General features: G+C 71.4%; 19 protein-coding genes. 9 read left to right on the forward strand and 10 right to left on the reverse strand.

Features of this window, described 5'->3' with window-relative positions; genetic code table 11:
* Positions 1 to 85: 85 nt before the first annotated feature.
* Positions 86 to 5032, reverse strand: a complete 4947-nt coding sequence (locus ACWCRJ_RS39425; protein ID WP_450943805.1) for an ATP-dependent helicase — start codon at positions 5030 to 5032, stop codon at positions 86 to 88.
* 222 nt (positions 5033 to 5254) lie between these two features.
* On the opposite strand from ACWCRJ_RS39425, the gene ACWCRJ_RS39430 reads away from it, so the two are divergent.
* From ACWCRJ_RS39430 to ACWCRJ_RS39440, 3 genes are all read left to right on the forward strand, one after another.
* Positions 5255 to 6118: an AraC family transcriptional regulator gene (locus tag ACWCRJ_RS39430; RefSeq protein WP_450943806.1), complete on the forward strand. Its 864-nt coding sequence runs from the start codon at positions 5255 to 5257 to the stop codon at positions 6116 to 6118.
* A 206-nt stretch (positions 6119 to 6324) separates the two neighbouring features.
* On the forward strand, positions 6325 to 7119 hold the full coding sequence (locus ACWCRJ_RS39435; RefSeq protein WP_450943833.1) for an AzlC family ABC transporter permease: 795 nt from the start codon (positions 6325 to 6327) through the stop codon (positions 7117 to 7119).
* Positions 7116 to 7424: an AzlD domain-containing protein gene (locus ACWCRJ_RS39440; RefSeq protein WP_450943807.1), complete on the forward strand. Its 309-nt coding sequence runs from the start codon at positions 7116 to 7118 to the stop codon at positions 7422 to 7424. The genes ACWCRJ_RS39435 and ACWCRJ_RS39440 overlap by 4 nt, the downstream gene beginning before the upstream one ends.
* A 111-nt stretch (positions 7425 to 7535) precedes the next feature.
* Here ACWCRJ_RS39440 and ACWCRJ_RS39445 read toward each other — a convergent pair whose 3' ends face one another.
* The gene (locus tag ACWCRJ_RS39445) at positions 7536 to 8480 is read right to left on the reverse strand and encodes a hypothetical protein (RefSeq protein ID WP_450943808.1); all 945 of its coding nucleotides are present in this window, start codon (positions 8478 to 8480) and stop codon (positions 7536 to 7538) included.
* A 79-nt stretch (positions 8481 to 8559) separates the two neighbouring features.
* On the opposite strand from ACWCRJ_RS39445, the gene ACWCRJ_RS39450 reads away from it, so the two are divergent.
* The 4 genes from ACWCRJ_RS39450 (at position 8560) to recX (ending at position 12631) form a co-directional block, all read left to right on the forward strand.
* Positions 8560 to 8754: a DUF3046 domain-containing protein gene (locus ACWCRJ_RS39450; RefSeq protein WP_046920251.1), complete on the forward strand. Its 195-nt coding sequence runs from the start codon at positions 8560 to 8562 to the stop codon at positions 8752 to 8754.
* Between the two features lie 94 nt (positions 8755 to 8848).
* Positions 8849 to 10261, forward strand: a complete 1413-nt coding sequence (locus ACWCRJ_RS39455) for an AI-2E family transporter (RefSeq protein WP_450943809.1) — start codon at positions 8849 to 8851, stop codon at positions 10259 to 10261.
* A gap of 261 nt (positions 10262 to 10522) precedes the next feature.
* The gene (gene recA, locus ACWCRJ_RS39460; RefSeq protein WP_450943810.1) at positions 10523 to 11650 is read left to right on the forward strand and encodes a recombinase RecA; all 1128 of its coding nucleotides are present in this window, start codon (positions 10523 to 10525) and stop codon (positions 11648 to 11650) included.
* A 3-nt stretch (positions 11651 to 11653) separates the two neighbouring features.
* Positions 11654 to 12631 carry a recombination regulator RecX gene (recX, locus tag ACWCRJ_RS39465; RefSeq protein ID WP_450943811.1) on the forward strand — a complete coding sequence of 326 codons (978 nt, stop codon included), beginning with the start codon at positions 11654 to 11656 and terminating at the stop codon, positions 12629 to 12631.
* A gap of 34 nt (positions 12632 to 12665) precedes the next feature.
* Here the strand turns inward: recX and ACWCRJ_RS39470 are convergent, their stop codons facing one another.
* From ACWCRJ_RS39470 to ACWCRJ_RS39500, 7 genes are all read right to left on the reverse strand, one after another.
* Entirely contained in the window at positions 12666 to 13205 is a 540-nt protein-coding gene (locus ACWCRJ_RS39470) for a cysteine dioxygenase (protein ID WP_450943812.1), read from the reverse strand.
* A gap of 89 nt (positions 13206 to 13294) precedes the next feature.
* Positions 13295 to 13342 carry a hypothetical protein gene (locus ACWCRJ_RS39475; protein ID WP_309506048.1) on the reverse strand — a complete coding sequence of 16 codons (48 nt, stop codon included), beginning with the start codon at positions 13340 to 13342 and terminating at the stop codon, positions 13295 to 13297.
* Positions 13343 to 13484: 142 nt separating this feature from the next.
* A complete protein-coding gene (locus ACWCRJ_RS39480; protein WP_450943813.1) occupies positions 13485 to 15176 on the reverse strand; it encodes an FAD-dependent monooxygenase in 1692 nt (563 codons plus the stop codon).
* A 198-nt stretch (positions 15177 to 15374) separates the two neighbouring features.
* On the reverse strand, positions 15375 to 16259 hold the full coding sequence (locus ACWCRJ_RS39485; protein ID WP_450943814.1) for an amino acid ABC transporter permease: 885 nt from the start codon (positions 16257 to 16259) through the stop codon (positions 15375 to 15377).
* On the reverse strand, positions 16256 to 16933 hold the full coding sequence (locus tag ACWCRJ_RS39490; protein WP_383893595.1) for an amino acid ABC transporter permease: 678 nt from the start codon (positions 16931 to 16933) through the stop codon (positions 16256 to 16258). The genes ACWCRJ_RS39485 and ACWCRJ_RS39490 overlap by 4 nt, the downstream gene beginning before the upstream one ends.
* Before the next feature lie 123 nt (positions 16934 to 17056).
* Positions 17057 to 17905, reverse strand: a complete 849-nt coding sequence (locus tag ACWCRJ_RS39495; protein ID WP_450943815.1) for a glutamate ABC transporter substrate-binding protein — start codon at positions 17903 to 17905, stop codon at positions 17057 to 17059.
* Between the two features lie 82 nt (positions 17906 to 17987).
* Entirely contained in the window at positions 17988 to 18764 is a 777-nt protein-coding gene (locus ACWCRJ_RS39500) for an amino acid ABC transporter ATP-binding protein (protein ID WP_046916709.1), read from the reverse strand.
* A gap of 487 nt (positions 18765 to 19251) precedes the next feature.
* Here ACWCRJ_RS39500 and ACWCRJ_RS39505 point away from each other — a divergent pair, with 487 nt between their 5' ends.
* Both ACWCRJ_RS39505 and ACWCRJ_RS39510 read left to right on the forward strand, forming a co-directional pair.
* Positions 19252 to 19938, forward strand: coding sequence for a response regulator transcription factor (locus ACWCRJ_RS39505; RefSeq protein WP_005481480.1), 687 nt, complete (start codon positions 19252 to 19254; stop codon positions 19936 to 19938).
* Between the two features lie 9 nt (positions 19939 to 19947).
* Positions 19948 to 21363, forward strand: a complete 1416-nt coding sequence (locus tag ACWCRJ_RS39510; protein ID WP_450943816.1) for a sensor histidine kinase — start codon at positions 19948 to 19950, stop codon at positions 21361 to 21363.
* A 25-nt stretch (positions 21364 to 21388) separates the two neighbouring features.
* On the opposite strand, the gene ACWCRJ_RS39515 is transcribed toward ACWCRJ_RS39510, so the two are convergent.
* Positions 21389 to 22387, reverse strand: coding sequence for a TAXI family TRAP transporter solute-binding subunit (locus ACWCRJ_RS39515; protein ID WP_450943817.1), 999 nt, complete (start codon positions 22385 to 22387; stop codon positions 21389 to 21391).
* Between the last annotated feature and the right edge of the window lie 240 nt (positions 22388 to 22627).

The raw sequence follows: 22627 nt of genomic DNA on the forward strand, positions 1-22627 counted from the left end.
CGGTGCCGGTGCCGGTGCCGGTGCCGGTGCCGGTGGCTCGGGGTGGGTGGGGTCGGTTCGGGGGCAGGGGTCTCGCGCTCGGTGATCATGCGCGGATGCGGAGGCCGCGCGGGGTCGCGATGAAGCCCGCCGCTTCCAGGAGGGGGCCGTGGGGGGAGGTGAGGGCGGAGGTGCCGTTCACACGCTCCACCGTGACCGTGCCGAGGGAGCCCGCGCGTGCTGCCGCTGCGAGGGCTTCGGCGGCCGGACGGAGGCGGGGGTCGTCCATGGGCCTGGCGTCCGGGTCGGCGGGCCAGGCCAGGAGCGTCTTGCCGCCGCGCTCCATGTAGACGGTCAGCTCGCCGTCGACCAGGACGACCAGGGAGCCCGCCTTGCGGCCCGGTTTGTGTCCGGCCTCAGTGGGCGGATCGGGCCAGGGGAGGGCGGCGCCGTAGGCGTTGGCGGGGTCGGCCGCGGCCAGAACGACGGCTCTGGGGGAGGGGGTGGTGCGGGTGCGGTGCGGGTCGCGGCCGGATCGGGCACGGGGGCTGAAAGGGCCGTCGGGCCCGCTGCGGCCGTAAGGGGTGCCGCCGTCGGTGTGAGCGAACTCCTGGTCGTGGATACCGGGCTCGCCGTGTGGGTCGGCGTCCAGGCCGGCGGGGGCGCCGAAGGAGGCGGGGGCGAACGGGTCGTCGGGGCCCGGGCTGTGGTGGCCCGAGCCGTCGAGGAAGTCGTCCCAGGGGGTGGGGGCCTGGGGTGTGCCGGGAATTTCGGGGGAACCGTTCGGGGCGGGGCTTCGCCAGGGCTCGTTCCGGTCGCGGGCGTTGGACACCGCGCGAAGGCGGTCCACGGCGCCGTCCATCGCGAACTGGGCGGCGCCCAGACCCTCGACGACATAGCCGCGGCGGGCCTGGCCGCTCTCCTCGAAGACGGACAGCACGCGGTAGACCGCGGAGAAGCCCCCCTCGACGCCCTCGGCGGCCACGGCACCCCGGGTCACGACACCGTGGCGGTCGAGCAGTGTGCGGGCCAGGGCGTGGGCGCGGACGGTGGGGTCGGGCTCGTGGGCGGGGAGGAGGGACCAGCGACCGGCGACCGTGGGCGGTCCCGTACGGGACTGGGGGCGGGCGGCGGCGGTCAGGGACCCGTACCGGCCGCGCGGGACGGTGCGCTTGGCACGGTGGGCGGTGGAGCCCGCGGTGCGGCCCGAGCCCAGGAGGGAGCGCATCGGGGTGAGCGTGTCGTTCGTGAGCCTGCCGGACCAGGCCAGGTCCCATACGACGTCGGCCAGTTGGGGGTCGGTGACGTCGGGGTGGGTGGTCGCGCGGATCTGGTCGGCGATCTGGCGGAAGAAGAGGCCGTAGCCGCCGGAGAGGGTGGTCAGGACCGATTCGTGGAGCGCGGTCAGCTCCAGAGGATGCGCCGGAGGCAGGAGGAGCGGGGCCGCGTCCGCCAGGTACAGCGAGACCCAGCCGTCCTTGCCCGGGAGGGCCCCGGCGCCCGCCCACACGACCTCGCCGGCCGCGGTGAGCTCGTCGAGCATCGCGGGGGTGTAGCCGGCGACCCGGGAGGGCAGAACCAGCTTCTCCAGTGCGGAGGCGGGGACGGAGGCCCCCTGCACCTGCTCGATCGCGCGCACCAGTCCGTCGATGCCCCGCAGCCCGTGACCGCCGCCCACGTGCTGCCACTGCGGCAGGAACTGGGCGAGCGCGGCGGGCGGCACCGGCTCCAGCTCGTGCCGCAGGGCCGCCAGCGAGCGGCGGCGCAGGCGGCGCAGCACGGCCGCGTCGCACCACTCCTGGCCGATGCCCGCCGGGTGGAACTCGCCCTGGACGACACGGCCGTTCGCCGCGAGCCGGTGGAGTGCCCCGTCCGTGACGGCCACCCCCAGGCCGAAGCGCGCCGCTGCCGTGGCCGAGGTGAAGGGGCCGTGAGTGCGCGCGAACCGGGCGAGGAGGTCGCCGAGGGGATCCTTGACGGGCTCGGTGAAGGCTTCCGGGACGCCGACCGGCAGGGCAGTGCCGAGCGCGTCGCGCAGGCGGCCCGCGTCCTCGATCGCCGCCCAGTGGTCGGTGCCGGCGATCCGGACGCGGATGGCGCGGCGGGCCCCGGCCAGCTCCCGCGCCCACTGCGGCTCGGCGCCCCGCTCGGCCAACTCGGTGTCCCTGAGCGGGCCGAGAAGCCGGAGCAGGTCCGCGACACCTTCGGCATCCTTGACCCGCCGGTCCTCGGTGCGCCACTGCAGCTCCCGCTCCAGCTCGGTCAGAACCTCGGCGTCGAGCAGTTCGCGCAGCTCCGCCTGGCCCAGCAGCTCGGCCAGCAGCCGGGAGTCCAGCGACAAGGCGGCGGCGCGGCGCTCGGCGAGCGGGGAGTCGCCCTCGTACAGGAACTGGGCGACGTATCCGAAGAGGAGGGAGCGGGCGAAGGGGGAGGGCTCCGGGGTGGTGACCTCGACGAGGCGGACCTTGCGGGACTCGATGTCGCCCATCAGCTCGGAGAGGCCCGGGACGTCGAAGACGTCCTGGAGGCATTCGCGGACCGCCTCCAGGACGATGGGGAAGGACCCGAACTCACTCGCCACCTGCAGCAGTTGGGCCGCGCGTTGACGCTGTTGCCACAGAGGTGTGCGCCTGCCCGGACTGCGGCGGGGCAGCAGGAGCGCGCGGGCGGCGCACTCGCGGAAGCGGGACGCGAACAGCGCCGAACCGCCCACCTGGTCGGTGACGATCTGGTCGACCTCGCCCTTGTCGAAGGCGACGTCCGCCGCGCCGATCGGGGCCTGCTCGGCGTCGTATGCGGTGCCCGCTCTCGCGGGCTCCATGTCGAGCAGGTCCAGGCCCATCAGGTCGGCGTCGGGCAGGCGGAGCACGATGCCGTCGTCGGCGTGCATGACCTGCGCGTCCATGCCGTACCGCTCGGAGAGCTTCGCGCCCAGGGCGAGGGCCCAGGGGGCGTGGACCTGGGCGCCGAAGGGGGAGTGGACGACGACCCGCCAGTCGCCCAGCTCGTCACGGAAGCGTTCGACGACGATCGTGCGGTCGTCGGGGACGTGGCCGCAGGCCTCGCGTTGTTCGGCCAGGTACGCGAGGACGTTGTCGGCGGCCCAGGCGTCGAGTCCGGCGGCCAGCAGGCGCAGCCGGGCGTCCTCGTCCGACAGCGAGCCCACCTCGCGCAGGAACGCGCCGACCGCGCGGCCCAGTTCGAGCGGGCGGCCGAGCTGGTCGCCCTTCCAGAAGGGCAGGCGGCCCGGGACGCCCGGCGCGGGGGAGACCAGCACACGGTCGCGGGTGATGTCCTCGATGCGCCAGGAGCTGGTACCGAGGGTGAAGACGTCCCCGACGCGGGACTCGTACACCATCTCCTCGTCGAGTTCGCCGACCCGGCCGCCGCCCTTCTTGGGGTCGGAGCCCGCGAGGAAGACTCCGAAGAGGCCGCGGTCCGGGATCGTGCCCCCGGAGGTGACCGCTAGGCGCTGGGCGCCCGGCCGACCCGTGATCGTGCCCGCGACCCGGTCCCACACCACGCGCGGGCGCAACTCCGCGAAGGCGTCGGACGGATAGCGGCCCGCGAGCATGTCGAGGACGGCCGTGAACGCGGACTCGGGGAGGGCGGCGAAGGGCGCCGCGCGGCGGACGGTCGCCAGGAGATCGTCGAACTGCCAGGTGTCCATCGAGGTCATGGCGACGACCTGCTGCGCCAGGACGTCCAGGGGGTTGCCGGGGATCCTCATGGACTCGATGGAGCCGCTGCGCATCCGCTCGGTGACCACGGCCGACTGGACCAGGTCACCGCGGTACTTGGGAAAGACGACCCCCGTGGAGACCGCGCCCACCTGGTGTCCCGCGCGGCCCACACGCTGCAGGCCGGAGGCGACCGAGGGCGGCGACTCCACCTGGACGACGAGGTCCACCGCGCCCATGTCGATGCCCAGTTCGAGGCTGGAGGTGGCGACCACGGCCGGCAGCCGCCCCGCCTTCAGATCCTCCTCGACCAGGGCGCGCTGCTCCTTGGAGACCGAGCCGTGGTGGGCGCGGGCCAGGACCGGGGGCGCTCCCTGGGCCGCTCCCGAGCCGCCCATCAGCTCGGCCGGGCCGTGGTGCTCGTCCAGAGGCTCACCGGTGGCCCGCTCGTACGCGATCTCGTTCAGCCGGTTGCACAGGCGCTCCGCGAGGCGGCGGGAGTTGGCGAACACGATCGTCGAGCGGTGGGCCTGCACGAGGTCGGCGATCCGCTCCTCGACGTGCGGCCAGATCGAGGGGCGCTCCGCGCCCTCGTTGCCGTCCGCGACCGGGGAGCCGCCCAGCTCGCCCAAGTCCTCCACCGGCACGACCACCGACAGGTCGAACTCCTTGCCGGACGGAGGCTGGACGATCTCCACCCTGCGGCGCGGGGACAGATAGCGTGCGACCTCGTCGACGGGACGCACCGTGGCGGACAGGCCGATACGGCGGGCCGGCCTGGGCAGCAGCTCGTCGAGCCGCTCCAGGGACAGCGCGAGATGGGCGCCGCGTTTGGTGCCCGCGACCGCGTGCACCTCGTCCAGGATCACCGTCTCCACGCCCGTGAGCGCGTCGCGGGTGGCCGACGTCAGCATCAGGAACAGGGACTCGGGGGTGGTGATCAGGATGTCCGGCGGACGAGTGGACAGGGCCCGGCGCTCGGCGGGTGGGGTGTCCCCGGAGCGGATGCCCACCTTCACCTCGGGCTCGGGCAGCCCCAGGCGCACCGATTCCTGGCGGATACCGGTGAGCGGACTGCGCAGATTCCGCTCCACGTCCACCGCGAGCGCCTTCAGCGGGGACACGTACAGGACCCGGCAGCGCTTGCGGGGGTCGGCCGGGGGCGGGCTCGATGTCAGCTGGTCCAGCGCGGCGAGGAACGCGGCCAGTGTCTTGCCGGAGCCGGTCGGGGCCACCACCAGCACGTCCGAGCCCTCGCCGATCGCCCGCCAGGCCCCGGCCTGGGCCGCGGTGGGCGCGGAGAAGGCCCCCGTGAACCAGCCGCGGGTCGCGGGGGAGAAGCCGTCGAGGGCTCGATCTGCGGAGCTGACCATGCCCCCATCCTGCACCCGACCACTGACAATGGCCCGGACCTGCGGAAACGGAAGGGGCGGGGGCGGGGCGGCTCCGGCGGGGGCGGTGATGTCGAGGGGGTGGGCCGGTCCCGGTCACCGGGCAGCTCCGCGTACCGCCGATGCCCGTCCGCACCATGTCCGCACGCCCGCCACTGCCCCGGACTTCGTCGCCCGGACGGTCCACCCCGCAGAATGGGGGGCATGGCGGGTTCGGCGGAGCGGGCGAGGCACTGGCGGTACGCGGAACTGCCCGGTGTGGATCTGCTGCGGGCGAGCTACGTCGAGAAGAAGTTCGTACGGCACACCCACGAGCACTTCGTGATCGCGGCCATCGCCGACGGAGTGGAGATCTTCCGCCACGGAGGCGCCGATCAGTACGCCGGCCCGGGAGCGCTGGCCCTGGTCAACCCCGACACCCCGCACACCGGCCGCGCGGGTGTGCCCGAGGGCTGGCGATACGGGGCGGTCTACCCGTCTCCGGACGTGGTGGCCGAGATCGCCGCCGAGACCACCACGATCCGCGGCACCCCCGGCTTCGTCATTCCCGTGCTCGAGGACCCCTACGCCGCGGGCCTCGTCCACCAGGTCCTGCGGGCGGTCGACGAGGGAAACGCACTGGCGGCGGACACCCTGCTGCGGGTGGTCGTGACCCGGCTGCTGCGCCAGAACGGCGGGTCCCTGCCCCAGCGTGCCGTCCGCACGGCCGGCGCCCCCGTCGCGGCACGCGCGCGTGCCGTGCTCGAGGAGCGGATGGCCGACCCGCCGACCCTGGAGCGGCTCTCGGCCGACCTCGGCACCAGCCCTTTCGCTCTGTTGCGGGCCTTCCGCGCCGCTTATGGCATGCCTCCGCACACCTGGCTGACCGATGCCCGCGTCCGCCGGGCCCGCGACCTGCTCGACACCGGCACGACTCCCGCCGCGGCCGCCGTCGCCGTCGGCTTCACGGACCAGCCCCATCTCAACCGCCACTTCAGCCGCATCGTGGGCGTGCCGCCGGGCGCGTACCAGCGGGAACGCACCGGCGGGGCCGACGACGGATCGCGAACCCGGGGACGACGTACGTGAGCGGGAGGGGCGGGTGCGTGCGCGCATAAGCGCTGCGCCCACGAACGCTGCGGCCACGAGCGCTGCGGCCACGAGCGCCGCGCCCACGAGCGCCGCGCCCACGAGCTCGTGCACGAACGCTGCGTCCGCGAGTGTGAGGGCGGCGCGGGCGCGCGCAAGAACGTACAAGACCCACAGGCGTGGCCGCTCGTACCGTCCAGGGCGTGGTGACTGAACAGACTGGTCTCGTGGAGACGCAAGACAGCGGCGGCGTGAAACCCGACGGAGCCGTCGTCCGGGACGCTCTCGGCGTAGGGGTGGCGGTCGGACTGTCCGGGTTCGCCTTCGGGGTGACTTCGGCCGGCAGTGGACTCGGGCTGCTGCAGACCTGCGCCCTGAGCCTCCTGGTGTTCACCGGGGCCTCCCAGTTCGCCCTGGTGGGCGCGCTCGCGGCCGGCGGCAACCCCTTCACGGCAGCGGCCGGGGCGTTCTTCCTGGGCGTGCGCAACGCGTTCTACGGGCTGCGCCTCTCGCATCTGCTGGCCCTCCCGCGCGCGGTGCGGCCTTTCGCCGCCCAGTGGGTCATCGACGAGACCACGGCCGTCGCCCTCGCCCAGCCCACGCGTCGCGCCGCCCGTATCGGCTTCACCGTCACCGGGCTCAGCCTCTATGTGCTGTGGAACCTCACCACGCTGCTCGGCGCGCTCGGCGCCGAGGCCATCGGCGACACCGACGCGTGGGGGCTCGACGCGGCCGGGCCCGCCGTATTCCTGGCCCTCCTCGCGCCGATGCTGCGGACCACCGCAGAGCGGGCCGTCGCGGGCAGCGCCGTCGTCCTGGGGCTCGGTCTGCTGCCCGTCCTGCCCGCCGGGGTCCCGGTCCTCGTCGCGGCGGTGGCCGCTCCGGTCGTCCTCTGGGCGGAGGGGCGCCGCAGGGCCGACAGCCGGCCGGACGACAGCCGAAAAGGCGACCAGGAACACGGCGACCAGGAAGACGGCGACCAGGAAGGTGGCGACCGATGAACGTCTGGATCGCGATCATCGGCACCGCCGTCGGCTGTTACGCCGTCAAACTGATCGGCCTGCTGGTCCCCGAGGGCATCCTGGAACGCCCGCTCGTCCAGCGCCTCGCCGCCCTGCTGCCCGTTGCCCTCCTCGCCGCTCTCACGGCTCAGCAGACCTTCGCCGACGGGCACGACCTGGTGCTGGACGCGAGGGCCGCCGGGCTCACCGCAGCCGCCATGGCACTGCTCCTGCGAGCCCCGTTCCTGCTCGTCGTGGCCGCGGCGGTCGTCGTGACGGCCGGGGTGCGGGCGGTATCGGGCTGACGCCGGCTTGTCGTGGGGCACGCGCGCGTGTCGTCGATCTCGCCCTCGACGTACGCGCGCGTGCCGGCCGACCGGCCGTACGCGCGCGTGGTGTCCGTCGCGTCGAAGGTCTCAGCCGATCGACCGTCCGTACGCCCGCAACGTGCGCAGCGCCTCGATCGTCACGATGGGGCGGCTCTCCATGGCAGTGCTCGGGGCCCATTGGCGCCAGCGGATCGGCCAGCCGCCGTCCTCCGTCTGTTCGCTCGACAGGAAGTCGAGAGACCGGGACATCTCCTCGTCGGTGAACCACGCGCGTGCGAGCGATTCCGGGGTGTGCGCGAAGTCGTGCGGGTAGTGGTGCTCGCCCGGCGCGTAACCGGCGGACACCGGGTAGTCGTCCGGTCGTCCCGGATCCAGTGTGGCGAGCCGGTGTTCGCGCACCAGGCGGCCGAGCCGGTCGGCGGCGGCCCGGGCGCGCGGGCGGTCGGGCACGGACTCCAGGAACGCCACGGCGGCGTGGACCTCGTAGGGGTGCGACTTCTCCAGGGACTCGACCGCCTGCCAGCAGAAGTCGGTGGCCCGGAACAGCCACGCGTGCCACACCTGGTTGCGGTGCAGCAGGCCCACCACCGGCCCGGTGGCCAACAGATCACTGGGCGGGTCGTCGACGATCGGCACGAACGGGGCCACCGGGTAGCCACGCTGGCTGGGGTGCACGGCGGGAAGTGCACCGTCCTGGGTCGACACCGACGTCAGGTAGCGGCACACGCGCTCCACCCGCTGTCCGCCGCAGCGCCCGATCGAGTCCAGCACACGCAGCGCGTGCCCGGTGTGCAGCGGCTGGCTCACGGGCCCGCGCAGATCGGGTTCGAGCGCGTGGCCGTACCCGTCGTCGGCATTGCGGTAGGCGGACAGCGCGGTCTCCACCGCGTCGGCTCCCCCGTCCAGGAAGTGGTACGCGAAGCGGCGCTGCTCCAGCACGCGCGCGGTCAGCCAGACGAACTGTTCGGCGCGAGCCAGCGGGGTGGGCGCCGGGGACGACGAGGGGAGTGGGGATGCTCCGGTTTCGGCCATGGCTCCGACCGTAGGGCGGAAAGCGGTATCGGAAAGCCGTCCCGGCCAGCCCCACCCCCTGGGGCGGGATACTGGACTCATGCGGTTGACGGTCTTCTGGCAGCGGATGGCGGATCACTTCGGTGAGGGGTACGCCGACACCTTCGCGCGCGATCATGTGATGTCCGGCCTCGGCGGGCGCACGGTGAGCGAGGCGCTGGACGCCGGCTGGGAGGCCAAGGACGTGTGGCACGTGGTGTGCGCGACCATGGGCGTTCCGGCGGAAAACCGCTGAGAAGCAGCGGACTTCACCGGACGGATGCCGCTCGTTGGACCGGAAGACCCGGGGGCGGCGACTGACTGTCGGTGCCGTGGGCGAGACTTGGCCCGTGGCACCCACAGACGAGACCTCGCGTTTCGAGCACCAGGCAACCCCGTCCGGCACGACACCGCCCTCCGGCCCCCCGGCCGGCCCGGGACCCGGTGCCGCGCCGAGCGAGCGCATGCCGCGCTGGCTGCCGCGCGCGATGGTGCTGGCGCTCTCCCTCGTCGCGGTCTTCCAGTTCGGCAGCTGGGCGTTCCACCAGCTCATCGGGCTGCTGGTCAACATCCTCATCGCGTTCTTCCTGGCGCTGGCGATCGAGCCCGCGGTGAGCTGGATGGCCTCGAAGGGGCTGCGCAGGGGCTTCGCCACGTTCCTGGTCTTCCTGATCACGCTGATCGGGGCCGCCGGGTTCGTCACCCTGCTCGGTTCGATGCTGGCCGGCCAGATCATCAAGATGGTCGAGGACTTCCCGGCGTACCTCGACTCGGTCATCAGCTGGATCAACACGAGCTTCCACACCGAACTCAAGCGTGTCGACATCCAGGAGGGGCTGCTCCGCTCCGACTGGCTGCAGAAGTACGTGCAGAACAGCGCCACAGGCGTCCTCGACGTCTCCGCGCAGGTGCTGGGTGGCCTCTTCCAGTTGCTGACGATCGCGCTGTTCTCGTTCTACTTCGCCGCCGACGGCCCCCGGCTGCGCCGCGCGCTGTGTTCCGTCCTGCCGCCCGCCAAGCAGGCCGAGGTGCTGCGCGCGTGGGAGATCGCGGTCGACAAGACCGGCGGCTATCTGTACTCCCGCGGCCTGATGGCACTGATCTCCGGCGTGGCGCACTACGTCCTGCTGGAGTACCTCGACGTGCCCTACGCGCCCGCGCTCGCGGTCTGGGTCGGACTGGTCTCGCAGTTCATCCCCACGATCGGCACCTACCTGGCGGGCGCCCTGCCCATGCTGATCGCCTTCACGGTCAACCCGTGGTACGCGCTGTGGGTCCTCGTCTTCGTGGTCATCTACCAGCAGTTCGAGAACTACGTGCTGCAGCCCAAGCTGACCGCCAAGACCGTGGACATCCATCCGGCCGTGGCGTTCGGCTCGGTCATCGCGGGCACCGCGCTCCTCGGCGCCGTGGGCGCGCTCATCGCCATCCCCGCCATCGCCACCCTGCAGGCCTTCCTCGGGGCCTACGTGAAGCGGTACGACGTCACGGACGACCCTCGGGTGCATGGCCACCGCAGGCGCGGAACGGGCAACCTCATCGCCCGGCTGCGGAGACACCCGCACCGGGCGGCGGAGGAAGAGGGGCCCGACGGCGACGTCCTTACACGTGTGCGCAGGCAGTTGGCGGAGAGGCTCGACCAGAGGCGCGGCACGAGACCGTCGCCGGAGGACTCCGCGCACGGGCGGCGGGACGACGGCACCGCGCACCGGGAGCCGGAGGCCGAGGGGGATTCCGGCCCGGAGGACGGCACCACCCCGTAGGGCTGCCGCAGCCGCCCCCGGGTACCCCATACCCCGCGTGCCGGAAGTGCTCCGGGTGCCGCGTGGTGCGCTTGACACTAAATTCGAACATCCATTCTTATGGAGGCTCCGGCGAAGCGTCTCGGCCGTAGTTCGGCAGGGTTTTCGTGGAGAAGTGCCCGAGTTATCCACAGGCCGGGCGGGCGTCGGGGCCCATTGTCAGTGGCAGGCGTTAGCGTCTTTCACGTGAAGCGATCGACTCAAGCAAATCGGGTGGAACCCATGGCAGGAACCGACCGCGAGAAGGCGCTCGACGCCGCGCTCGCACAAATTGAACGGCAGTTCGGCAAGGGCGCGGTGATGCGCCTGGGCGAGCGGCCGAACGAGCCCATCGAGGTCATCCCCACCGGGTCGACCGCACTCGACGTCGCCCTCGGTGTCGGCGGCCTGCCGCGAGGCCGAGTGATCGAGGTGTACGGCCCGGAGTCCTCCGGCAAGACGACCCTGACCCTGCACGCGGTGGCGAACGCGCAGAGGGCCGGCGGCCAGGTGGCCTTCGTGGACGCCGAGCACGCCCTCGACCCCGAGTACGCGAAGAAGCTCGGCGTCGACATCGACAACCTCATCCTGTCGCAGCCGGACAACGGCGAGCAGGCCCTGGAGATCGTGGACATGCTGGTCCGCTCCGGAGCCCTCGACCTCATCGTCATCGACTCCGTCGCCGCGCTCGTCCCGCGCGCGGAGATCGAGGGCGAGATGGGCGACAGTCACGTGGGTCTGCAGGCCCGTCTGATGAGCCAGGCCCTGCGGAAGATCACCAGCGCGCTCAACCAGTCCAAGACCACCGCCATCTTCATCAACCAGCTCCGCGAGAAGATCGGCGTGATGTTCGGCTCCCCGGAGACCACGACCGGTGGCCGCGCTCTGAAGTTCTACGCCTCGGTGCGACTCGACATCCGCCGTATCGAGACCCTGAAGGACGGCACCGACGCCGTCGGCAACCGCACTCGCGTCAAGGTCGTCAAGAACAAGGTGGCGCCGCCCTTCAAGCAGGCCGAGTTCGACATCCTGTACGGACAGGGCATCAGCCGCGAGGGCGGCCTGATCGACATGGGTGTGGAGAACGGCTTCGTCCGCAAGGCGGGCGCCTGGTACACGTACGAGGGCGACCAGCTCGGCCAGGGCAAGGAGAACGCCCGCAACTTCCTGAAGGACAACCCCGACCTCGCCAACGAGATCGAGAAGAAGATCAAGGAGAAGCTGGGCGTCGGCGTCCGGCCCGAGGAGCCCACCGGAGAGCCGGGTACGGACGCGGCGGTCACCGCCACGCCCGCGGACGACACCGCGAAGGCGGTGCCGGCGTCGGCTGCCAAGACCGCCAAGACCAAGGCTGCGGCGGCGAAGAGCTAGTCCGTGACACGCAGAACGGACTGGGGCGAGTACGCATACCCCAGCGGCCCCGAGAGCCGGGGGCGCGGGGGTACCGGCGAGGGCATCGGGGAAGCCACCGCGGACGGGTACGGACTCGGGCCGCACGACGACACACCGTCGTACGGCACGGGCTCACCCCCCGGCGGTGCGTCCGACGACGGCGAGCCCCACGGCCAGTCGTACGACGGCGACGGCCGGGGCGGCGGTGGCGCCGGTCGGCGGGCGGACGAGGCGCGTTTCGGTGCGGGCTCGGCCGCCGGCACCCGTCGCCGCGGCGACGGCGCCTCGCGCGGTGCGGGCGGTGACGCGCGAGGGGGACGCGGCGGCCGGAGCGGTCGACGGCGTGGCTTCGGGGAACCGGGCGACGGCCCGGACGAACCGGGCGACGGCCCGGACGGCGGGGGGCCACAGGACGGGGGTTCGTCTTTCTCGTCGAGGGCCGAGAAGGGGGAGTCCTCAGGGGACCCGGCTGAGCGGGCACGCGGGATCTGCCTGCGCCTGCTCACCGGGACCCCGCGTACCCGCAAGCAACTCGCGGACGCCCTGCACAAACGCGAGATCCCCGAGGACGTGGCGGAGGAGGTGCTCTCGCGGTTCGAGGAGGTCGGGCTGATCAACGACGGCGCGTTCGCGGACGCCTGGGTGGAGTCCCGGCACCACGGCCGGGGGCTGGCCAGACGAGCTCTCGCCCGGGAGCTGCGCACCAAGGGCGTCGACTCGACACTGATCGACGAGGCCGTGTCCCAGCTCGACTCCGAGCAGGAGGAGAACACCGCGCGCGAGCTCGTCGCCCGCAAGCTGCGCTCCACCCGTGGCCTCGACCGCGACAAACGCCTCCGCCGTCTCGCGGGCATGCTCGCCCGCAAGGGTTACTCCGAGGGCATGGCCCTCCGCGTGGTCCGCCAGGCGCTGGAGGAAGAGGGGGAGGAAGCGGAGGGGCTGGAGGGCGAGGAGTACTGAGCCGAGAGGCACAGAGCTGAGCCGGGGGCTGGGCTCACTGCCAGTCGGCGGGGCGCTCCACATGCTCCAGGCGCAGCACCTGCCCCGTGCGGCTGTAGCGGCGGATACGCGGGAGGGGCGGGTAGTAGGCGTGGACCGAGATCGCGTGCTCCTCGGTGGACTCGTTGAGCACCTCGTGGACGTGGTGGCGTCCGAAGGAGCGGCCCTTGCCGGCGGACAACCGCCGTTCGCGGTCGACGCCTTCGGTGAGTTCGAGGGTCTTCCAGCCGTCGGTGGGCAGCCGGGCGGCGAGCGAGTACTCCTTGAGTTCACCCGCGGCGGTGACGAAGGCGCCCACCGAGTCGGCGTGGTCGTGCCAGCCGGTCCCGGTGCCGGGCGGCCAACCGATGAGCCAGGCCTCGCTGCCACCGGGGCCTTCGAGCCGCACCCACGTGCGGCCCTCCGGATCGAGCGGGAGCGAGGCGATCAGCTCGCCGTCGGCGGCCGTCCGACGCGCGAAGTCGAGCAGTTCCGCCTGAGTGGGACCGGAGAGGGTGGGGATGGGGGCGGGGGGAACAACGGGGGACACAGACACGGGTACCGTCCTGAAGTGCGTTCGCTCGGAAAGCGCGCGGAGCACACGAGTGGCGCGCGGGAGGCGAAGGGATGCCGAGGGATGCGAGTTCAGCAGGACGGACGACACACGCAGCCCGCATAGCGGACGAGGTCCATATGGACCCTCCGCCACAGGCGCGTCGAGGTGTCGGTCACGACCCGGAGTAGACCATGACAGCGCGGAGCGGTCAACTGAACGTCACTATGTGGACACACAGTGACGGTCGCCACCTCCGACCGGCCCGGGGCCCCGGGCGTCTCAGTGCGAACCCGATGCCGCCCCGGTCGTCTCGGACCGCTGCTCCGCCACGCCCAGCGTCGCCGCTGCCGCCGTGTACAGGTCGGCCGGGCGGACACCGCTCAGGGCGGTGACCAGGTATCCGTCAGGACGGACGAGGAGGACGGTGTGGGCGCCCGCGCCCGGGTAGGCCTCGGCGACCAGCAGCTCGGCGGGATGCGGCAGGGCGGAGACGGCGGCGGCCAGGCGGGGCATGATCCCGGCGCTCATCCAGTGCTTGCGTTCCCACACCCCGGTACCCGGCGCGACGAGCACCACCAGGAGCGCCCCGCGCCCGAGCCGGTCCCGCAGCGGCACGAAGGAGCCGTCCTCGGCGGTCACCTCCACGTCCACGACCTGGGTGCCCGGCAGCGTCTCGATCGGCGTCTCCGCGTCGGAAGGCGGAGGCATGAGCGGGGAGTCGGAGTACGCCCCCGGCGCACCCAGCGCCCCGCGCCCCAGGTGGCCGTCCGAGAGCAGTGCGTCGTGGCCCCGGGAGGAGCCGGGGACGTACGAGCGCAGCCCCTTGCCGCCACGCAGCAGGGGCAGCACCTGGTCGGCGGCGCGCAGCCGGGTGGCGACGACCGCGCGCCGCTCCGCCTGGTAGCTGTCGAGCAGGGCTTCGTGCGGGCCGTGGTGCCAGGCCAGAGCGAGTTTCCAGGCGAGGTTGTCGGCGTCCCGCAGGCCCTCGTCGAGGCCCTGGGTGCCGAGCGCACCGAGCAGATGCGCGGCGTCCCCGGCCAGGAAAACCCGTCCGACCCGCCACCGCCGGGCGAGCCGGTGGTGCACGGTGTGGACACCGGTGTCGAGCAGGTCGTACGGCGGTGTGGAGCCGCCCGTCCAGCCGGCCAGGGTCTCGCGGACGCGGGCCACGAGGAGTTCGGGTGTCACGAGGTCCTTACCCGGTGGCAGGAGCCAGTCCAGGCGCCAGACCCCGCCGGCGAGCGGCCGTGCGGTGATCTCCCCGCCCGACGGGCTCGATGTGCGCCACGGCGGCATGCGATGCAGCAACGCTTCGCCGGGCCAGGGGAGTTCCGCACGGAGTGCCGCGACCGCGTGCCGTTCCACCGCCGTACGGCCGGGGAAGCGGATGTCCTGGAGCTTGCGGACCGTCGAGCGCGGGCCGTCGCAGCCCACCAGGTAACTGCCCCGCCACCAGGTGCTCTTGGGGCCGCGGCTGTGTGCCGTGACGCCGGACTTCTCCTGTTCGATCGCGTCGAGCCGGCTCTCCACCGCGACCTTGACGAGCCGCTCGCCGACGATGGCCTCGCGCAGGGCGGCGGTCAGGACGTGCTGGGCGATGTGGAGCGGCGGGAGGTCGGCGGAGCCCTCGACGACCTCCTCCGGACCGCCGCGAACCCCCTTCGAGTCCTCCCGGGGCGGAGCGTCCTTGTCGTCGAAGCCGGCCTCGTCGAACCGGACCCGACGCATCACCTGCTTGCGCCGCATCGACCGCCATCCGGCCCAGCGGTAGCCGGACCGGGAGAGCGGGACGCCGGACAATCGTTCCAGCAGCGCGGCCGTGTCCTCGTTCAGCACCACCGTCCGCGCGAGCCGCTGCTCGTCCTTCCCCGGCCCCTCGTCGAGGACCACGGACGGCACCTCCTGCCGCGCCAGCGCCAGGGCGAGCGTGAGCCCCACGGGCCCCGCTCCGACGATGATCACCGGATCCACGGCGCGGCGCCCCCTGCCCGACGTGACGTCCCGGCGGACGTGGGTGAACAGGAAGTTGGAGCAGGGTGCACGATCACAGAACGTATGCAACCCATTGCCGGTGCTTGCGTCAAGTGACGGAGGGCAGTGGCGATCATGCCACTGCCCTCCGGGGAACGAATCGGGGGACATCCTGGGCGGATGTCACCTGATCATCTGTCAGGTTCCCCCGCCCGCGCCGGTCGCCGCGGTGCCCTGAACCGTCTCGGGAGCGAGAACAGCGCCCGTCGACTTCTTGGCCCGCCGCAGCCGCTGCTCCAGCCAGCTCGCGAAGCTGGTGATGATGAAGTTCAGGACGATGTAGACGATCGCGACGACGACGAAGCTGGGCACGACGTTGGCGTACACCGCCGCCAGTGTCGCGCGTCCGCTGAGCAGTTCGGTGAACCCGATCATCACGCCGCCGAGCGCGGTGTCCTTCACGATGACCACGAGCTGGCTGACGATGGCCGGCAGCATCACCGTGACGGCCTGCGGCAGCAGGATGGAGGACATCGTCTGGCCCTTGCGCAGACCGATCGCCTGGGCGGCCTCCGTCTGGCCCTTGGGCAGGGCGAGGATGCCGGCGCGCACGATCTCGGCGAGGACCGAGGCGTTGTACAGCACCAGACCGGTGACGACCGCCCAGAGCTGCCGTTGCTCGGTGGTGACTTCCAACGAGCGGGCGATGACCTCGTTGGCGAACAGCATCAGCAGCAGGACCGGGATGGCCCGGAAGAACTCGACCACCGCACCGGCCGGGATGCGGACCCACAGGTGGTCGGAGAGGCGCGCGATGCCGAAGAGCGCGCCGAGGGGCAGGGCGATCACGATGGAGAGCGCCATGGCCTTGAGCGTGTTGGCGAGACCGGGCAGCAGATACGTCGTCCAGGCCTCGGAGGTGAAGAACGGCTTCCAGAGCTTCCACTCCAGCTGGTTCCTGCTGTCCAGCGCTCCCCAGAGCCACCACGCGAGGAGGGCCAGCAGGACGACGAAGACCACCGTGAGGATCACGTTGCGCCGTTTGGCCCGGGGGCCGGGGGCGTCGTAGAGAACGGAACTCATCGCTTCACCGCCAGTCGCTTGCTCAGCCAGCCGAGGATCAGGCCGGTGGGAAGGGTCAGAACAACGAATCCGAAGGCGAAGATCGCGCCGATGAGCAGGGTCTGTGCCTCCTTCTCGATCATGCCCTTCATGAGGTAGGCGGCCTCCCACACACCGATCGCCGCGGCCACGGTCGTGTTCTTGGTGAGCGCGATCAGCACGTTGGCCAGCGGTCCGATGACGGCCCGGAACGCCTGCGGCAGCACGATGAGGCCGAGGACCTGGGTGAAGCTCAGTCCGATGGCGCGAGCCGCCTCCGCCTGGCCGACGGGCACGGTGTTGATGCCCGAGCGCAGCGCCTCGCAGACGAATGCCGCGGTGTAGGCCACGAATCCGAGAATGGCGAGCCGAAAGGCCGTGGCCTTGACGTCGTTGCCCGCTCCCATCGTCACCCGGAAGATGTCGGCGAGGCCGAGCGAGGTGAAGACGATGATGACGGTCAGCGGGATGTTCCGCACGACGTTCACGTACACGGTGCCGAAGCCGCGCATCAGGGGTACGGGGCTCACGCGCATGGCCGCGAGCAGCGTCCCCCAGATCAGGGAGCCGATGGCTGAGAAGACGGTGAGCTTGACCGTCATCCAGAACGCACCCAAGAAGGTTGGGTCGTTGTAGTTTGAAAGGAAGTCGAACACTGTCTCCCGCGCTTCCGGGTGTGTGGCGTACGAGGCAGGCGACGCACCGCGCCGCCGCCTCTACCGCACGGTGCGGCGGGCGGCGGCGCGACTACGAGAACCGCGCTGGGTGCGGATGTCCGCTTACTTGATGTCGCCGATCTTCGGGGCGGGCTCGTTCTTGTAGTCGGCCGGGCCGAAGTTCTCCTTGACCGCGGTCTCCCAGGCGCCGTCGCTGACCATCTTCTCCAGGGCGGCGTTGATCTTGTCGACGGTCGCCTTGTCGCCCTTCTTGACACCGATGCCGTAGTTCTCGTTGCTGAGCTTCAGGCCCGCGAGCTTGAACTGGCCCTTGTAGTTGTCCTGGGCCGCGAAGCCCGCGAGGATCGAGTCGTCGGTGGTGACCGCGTCCACGGCGCCGCTCTGCAGACCGGCGATGCACTCCGAGTAGCCGCCGTACTCCTTCAGCTGAGCCTTCGGAGCGATGTCCTTCTTGACGTTCTCGGCCGAGGTGGAGCCGGTCACCGAGCAGAGGGTCTTGCCGTTGAGGTCCGTGCCCTTGCTGATGTCCGAGTCGGCCTTCACCAGCAGGTCCTGGTGGGCCAGCAGGTAGGGGCCGGCGAAGTCGACCAGCTTCGCGCGCTCGTCGTTGATCGAGTAGGTGGCCGCGATGAACTTGACGTCGCCGCGGGCCAGGGCGTTCTCACGGTCGGCGCTCTTGGTCTCGACGAACTCGATCTGCTTGGGCTCGTAGCCGAGCTCCTTGGCCACGTACGTCGCCACGTCCACGTCGAAGCCGGAGAAGGAACCGTCGGGGTTCTTCAGGCCGAGACCTGGCTGGTCGTACTTGATACCGATCTTGATCTTGTCGCCGCCACCGGAACCGGAGCCCGAGCCGCTCTCGTTGCTGCTGTCGTCGCCACCGCAGGCGGTGGCGGTCAGGGCGAGGACGAGGGCGGTGGCCGCCGCGGCGGAGACCTTGCGGAGCTTCATGGTGAACATCCTTTGACTGGTGAACAGATGCGGACCGTCATGGTGCGGGTGCCGGGGGCCGAGATCGGCGTCGGCAGGGCCGTCAGTGGTGCAGGATCTTCGACAGGAAGTCCTTGGCCCGGTCGCTGCGGGGGTTGCTGAAGAACTGGTCCGGCACCGCCTCTTCGACGATGCGGCCGTCGGCCATGAAGACCACCCGATTGGCGGCCGAGCGGGCGAAGCCCATCTCGTGGGTGACCACGACCATGGTCATGCCGTCCCGGGCGAGCTGCTGCATGACTTCCAGGACCTCGTTGATCATCTCGGGGTCGAGCGCCGAGGTCGGTTCGTCGAAGAGCATGACCTTGGGGTCCATGGCCAGCGCCCGCGCGATGGCGACACGCTGCTGCTGACCGCCCGAGAGCTGTGCGGGGTACTTGTCCGCCTGGGTGCCCACGCCGACCCGGTCCAGCAGGGTGCGGGCCTTCTCCTCGGCCTGCTTCTTGTCGGCCTTGCGGACCTTGACCTGCCCCAGCATCACGTTCTCGAGCACGGTCTTGTGCGCGAAGAGATTGAACGACTGGAACACCATGCCGACGTCCGCGCGCAGTCGGGCGAGCGCCTTGCCCTCGGCGGGCAGCGGCTTGCCGTCGATCCGGATGTCGCCGGAGTCGATCGACTCCAGCCGGTTGATGGTGCGGCACAAGGTGGACTTACCGGACCCGGAGGGTCCGATCACCACGACGACCTCGCCCCTGGTGATCGTCAGATCGATGTCCTGGAGTACGTGCAACGCGCCGAAGTGCTTGTTGACGCTCTTCAGGACGACCAGGTCGTCGGCCGCGGGCACCGCGTCCTTGACCACCGAAACTTCGGTCATCGCTTTAAGGCTCCGTCCTCCTCGGTTTCGGAGGACAGTAGTGACCCGCGACGACCAGCGTCATTACATCTGAGCGAGAATTGAGCATAACGATCTGGTAGCCGGACGATCACTGCACGTGACGGGCCTGCGCGGGACGTTCCGGCTGTGTGACGGAACCCGTGCGGAACTCGTACGGCCTTGACGGCGTCCTCACTCATCAGTGTGACGGCGAAGAGGGCGATGCGCGCGTGCCCGGGATGCGGGTCCGCGTAATGTGTGCCAGCCGGGGCGTACAAATGAACGAAACGCGAGAGTCGGACGCGAGGTCGCGGCGCGGTGGCCCTCCAGGATGTGAGACCGGACGCGAGGCCGGGCGTGAGACCGCACGCGAGGCCGGACGGGTGAGACCGCACGCGAGGCCGGACGTGAGACCCCACGCGAGGCCGGACGTGAGACCGCACGCAAGACCGCAGCAAGACACCGAACCGAACCGGAAGGGGCCGGAATGAGGCTGCTCCTCGTCGAGGACGACAACCACGTCGCCGCCGCCCTGTCCGCGGTCCTGGCGCGACACGGCTTCGACGTCACCCACGCCCGCAGTGGCGAGGAGGCCCTCCAGGCGCTCGTCCCTGAGGGAAACGGCTTCGGGGTCGTCCTCCTCGACCTCGGCCTGCCCGACCAGGACGGCTACGAGGTCTGCGGCAAGATCCGCAAGCGCACCAGCACTCCGGTGATCATGGTGACGGCCCGCTCCGACGTCCGGTCCCGGATCCACGGCCTCAACCTGGGCGCGGACGACTACGTGGTCAAGCCGTACGACACCGGTGAGCTGCTCGCCCGTATCCACGCCGTCGCCCGCCGCCGGGCCCCCGACGAGGCCGCGGCGCCCGGCGACAGCGGACTGCGCCTCGGGTCCGTGCTCATCGAGCTGCCCACCCGCCAGGTCAGCGTCGACGGCACGGTCGTCCAGCTGACCCGCAAGGAGTTCGATCTGCTCGCGCTGCTGGCGCAACGGCCCGGGGTGGTGTTCCGCCGCGAACAGATCATCAGCGAGGTGTGGCGGACCAGCTGGGAGGGGACCGGCCGCACCCTGGAAGTGCACGTGGCCTCCCTGCGGTCCAAGCTGCGGATGCCTGCCCTGATCGAGACGGTGCGCGGGGTCGGCTACCGGCTGGTCGCCCCGACGCCGTAGCGTGCCCGCGTGCGCACTCGTCTTCTTCCGCTGCTCATCGTCCTGATGGCCGCCGTGCTGCTGGCTCTCGGCGTCCCGCTGGCGGTGAGCCTGGCGGCGGCGCGGCAACAGGAGGTGGTCGTCGACCGCATCGACGACACGGCGCGTTTCGCGGCGCTGGCCCAGTTCGTCACCGAGTCGCCCACCGGTTCCCGGACCAGCGGCGCGACCGACGGCCGTCGTGAGACGTTGCAGCACGAACTCGATCAGTATCACCGGGTGTACGGAATCAAGGCCGGTGTCTTCTACCGGGCCGGGGGCGGGCGGGCGATGGCCAACGCCCCCTACAACTGGGAAGTGCCCTCCGAGGGCGAGGGGCTCGCCGCGTTCGAAGAGGCGCTGCTGGGCCGTCGCCCGCACAATCCGGACCAGGTGTGGCCCTGGCAGCGCGGCCGGCTCGTCGTCGCCTCCCCGGTCATCCACGACGGCGACGTGATCGCCGTCGTCGTGACCGACTCGCCCACCGGGCAGATGCGCTCCAAGATCCTGCGCGGCTGGCTGGTCATCGGCGCCGGCGAGTTCGCCGCGATGCTCCTCGCCGTCGGCGCAGCGCTGCGGCTGACCGGCTGGGTCCTCAAACCGGTGCGCGTCCTCGACGCCACGACCCACTCCATCGCCTCCGGGCGGCTGAAGTCGCGGGTCGCCGTGGCCAGTGGGCCGCCCGAACTCCGGCGGCTGGCACGGTCGTTCAACGAGATGGCCGACAACGTCGAGGACGTGCTGGAGCAGCAGCGCGCCTTCGTCGCCGACGCCTCGCACCAACTGCGCAATCCCCTCGCCGCGTTGCTGTTGCGCATCGACCTCCTCGCCCTCGAACTGCCCGAGGGCAACGCGGAGATCGCCTCCGTGCGCACCGAGGGCAAGCGCCTCGCCCAGGTCCTCGACGACCTGCTCGACCTGGCCCTCGCCGAGCATGTCGAGGCTGATCTGCGGCTCACCGACATCGGCGAGCTGGCCGCCGAGCGGGTGGCCTCCTGGTCGCCGGTCGCCGACGACAAGGGGGTGGCGCTGATCGGCGACTGCCCCGCCACCACCGCCTGGGCCGACCCGGTCGCCCTGTCCAGCGCCCTGGACGCGGTGATCGACAACGCCCTGAAGTTCACCCCCGCCGGGGAGAGCGTCGAGGTCCGGGTCGCCTCGAACGGGCAGGTCTCCACGGTCGTCGTCACCGACGCCGGGCCCGGCCTCAGCGACGAGGAGCTGGAACGGGTCGGCGACCGCTTCTGGCGCAGCACCGCGCACCAGAACATCAAGGGTTCGGGCCTCGGGCTGTCCATCTCGCGGGCGCTGATCGTCGCGGGTGGCGGCGCCATCGCGTACGCCCACCGCGAGCCCCACGGGCTGAAGGTGACGGTGACGGTGCCCCGGACGCGCCCGACGGATTGAGCGGGCCCCTGAGTGCCTCCCGGCCCTACGGCTTGACCGACCGGTAGTACTCCTTGGCGCCCTTCTGCAGGTACAGGGGGTCCGTGTAGATGGCGGTGCGCAGGTCCACCAGCTGTGCCGCGTGCACGTCCTTGCCGATCCGGTCCCGGTTCTTGATGACCATGCGGGTCAGCCACTCGGTCAGCCGGGGATCCATGTCCTCGCGGGTGATGAGCAGGTTCGCGACCGTGATGGTGGGCACGGTGGAGTTCCGCAGGATGGAGGGGTAGGCGTCGGCGGGCATCACGGCGGCCCGGTAGTGGAGGAAGGAGTCGTCCTCGCCGTGCAGCTTCGCCACCAGGTCGCTGCCGATCGGGACGAACCGGTACTCGTACCCCGTGGCCGCCAGGTCGGACAGACCCTTCGTGGGGAGTCCGCCCGACCAGAAGAAGGCGTCGATACTGCCGCGGCGGAGCGCGTCGGGGCTGGTGCGGATGGTGTCCGGCTGTGACCGGATGTCCTTGTCGATGTCCAGCCCCTCGGCGGCCAGCACGCGTTCCGCTATCAGCCGTACGCCGGAGCCCCTCGGCCCGACGGCCACTCGTTTGCCCTTCAGGTCCGCGATGGACTGGATCGGGGAGGTGACCGGGACGACCACCTGCACATAGTCGTCGTACAGCCGTGCCAGGCCCCGCAGCTTCCCGCCGCCGGGCCTGTGCTCGTCCAGGTACGTCTGCACGGCGTCGGCCGCGGCGATGGCGAAGTCGGACTCACCGGTGGCGACCCGTTCGACGTTCTCCTGGGAGCCGTCGCTGGATTTCAGGTCGATCGTCAGGCGGGGCATGTCCTGGGCGATCGCGGTCTTCATCTCCTGGCCGTACTGCTGGTAGACGCCGCTGTCGGCACCCGTGCTGAGCGTGATCGTCCCGCTCGGCGGATCCTCGCGCGGCCACAGCCACCACGCGAGCAGCCCGAGGACCACCAGCGAAGCCACCGAGCCCAGCAGCGCCTGCCGCGTGCCGATGCGTGGGAGTACCTGGACCATGCGCGAAATCCTGCCAGGTCACCGGGCGGGCGGCCAGGATCGGACTCATCCGGTGCGAGGCTGTGACCTCGGGGCCTCGGGACCTCGGGACTCGGGACCTCGGGACCTCGGGACTCGGGACCTCGGGACCTCGGGACTCGGGACCTCGGGACCTCGGGACCTCGGGACCTCGGGACCTCGGGACCTCGGGACCTCGGGACCTCGGGACCTCGGGACCTCGGGACCTCGGGACCTCGGGAC

This window comes from Streptomyces sp. NPDC002324 (assembly GCF_053593335.1).

Bases quoted from the DNA above. Each gene is read 5' to 3' on its own strand.
- ACWCRJ_RS39430 (WP_450943806.1), top strand. From the start codon at position 5,255: ATGGCGGGTTCGGCGGAGCGGGCGAGGCACTGGCGGTACGCGGAACTG.
- ACWCRJ_RS39500 (WP_046916709.1), bottom strand. From the start codon at position 18,764: ATGACCGAAGTTTCGGTGGTCAAGGACGCGGTGCCCGCGGCCGACGAC.
- ACWCRJ_RS39485 (WP_450943814.1), bottom strand. From the start codon at position 16,259: ATGAGTTCCGTTCTCTACGACGCCCCCGGCCCCCGGGCCAAACGGCGC.
- ACWCRJ_RS39515 (WP_450943817.1), bottom strand. From the start codon at position 22,387: ATGGTCCAGGTACTCCCACGCATCGGCACGCGGCAGGCGCTGCTGGGC.
- ACWCRJ_RS39450 (WP_046920251.1), top strand. From the start codon at position 8,560: ATGCGGTTGACGGTCTTCTGGCAGCGGATGGCGGATCACTTCGGTGAG.
- ACWCRJ_RS39425 (WP_450943805.1), bottom strand. From the start codon at position 5,032: ATGGTCAGCTCCGCAGATCGAGCCCTCGACGGCTTCTCCCCCGCGACC.
- ACWCRJ_RS39440 (WP_450943807.1), top strand. From the start codon at position 7,116: ATGAACGTCTGGATCGCGATCATCGGCACCGCCGTCGGCTGTTACGCC.
- recA (WP_450943810.1), top strand. From the start codon at position 10,523: ATGGCAGGAACCGACCGCGAGAAGGCGCTCGACGCCGCGCTCGCACAA.
- ACWCRJ_RS39505 (WP_005481480.1), top strand. From the start codon at position 19,252: ATGAGGCTGCTCCTCGTCGAGGACGACAACCACGTCGCCGCCGCCCTG.
- ACWCRJ_RS39445 (WP_450943808.1), bottom strand. From the start codon at position 8,480: ATGGCCGAAACCGGAGCATCCCCACTCCCCTCGTCGTCCCCGGCGCCC.
- ACWCRJ_RS39495 (WP_450943815.1), bottom strand. From the start codon at position 17,905: ATGAAGCTCCGCAAGGTCTCCGCCGCGGCGGCCACCGCCCTCGTCCTC.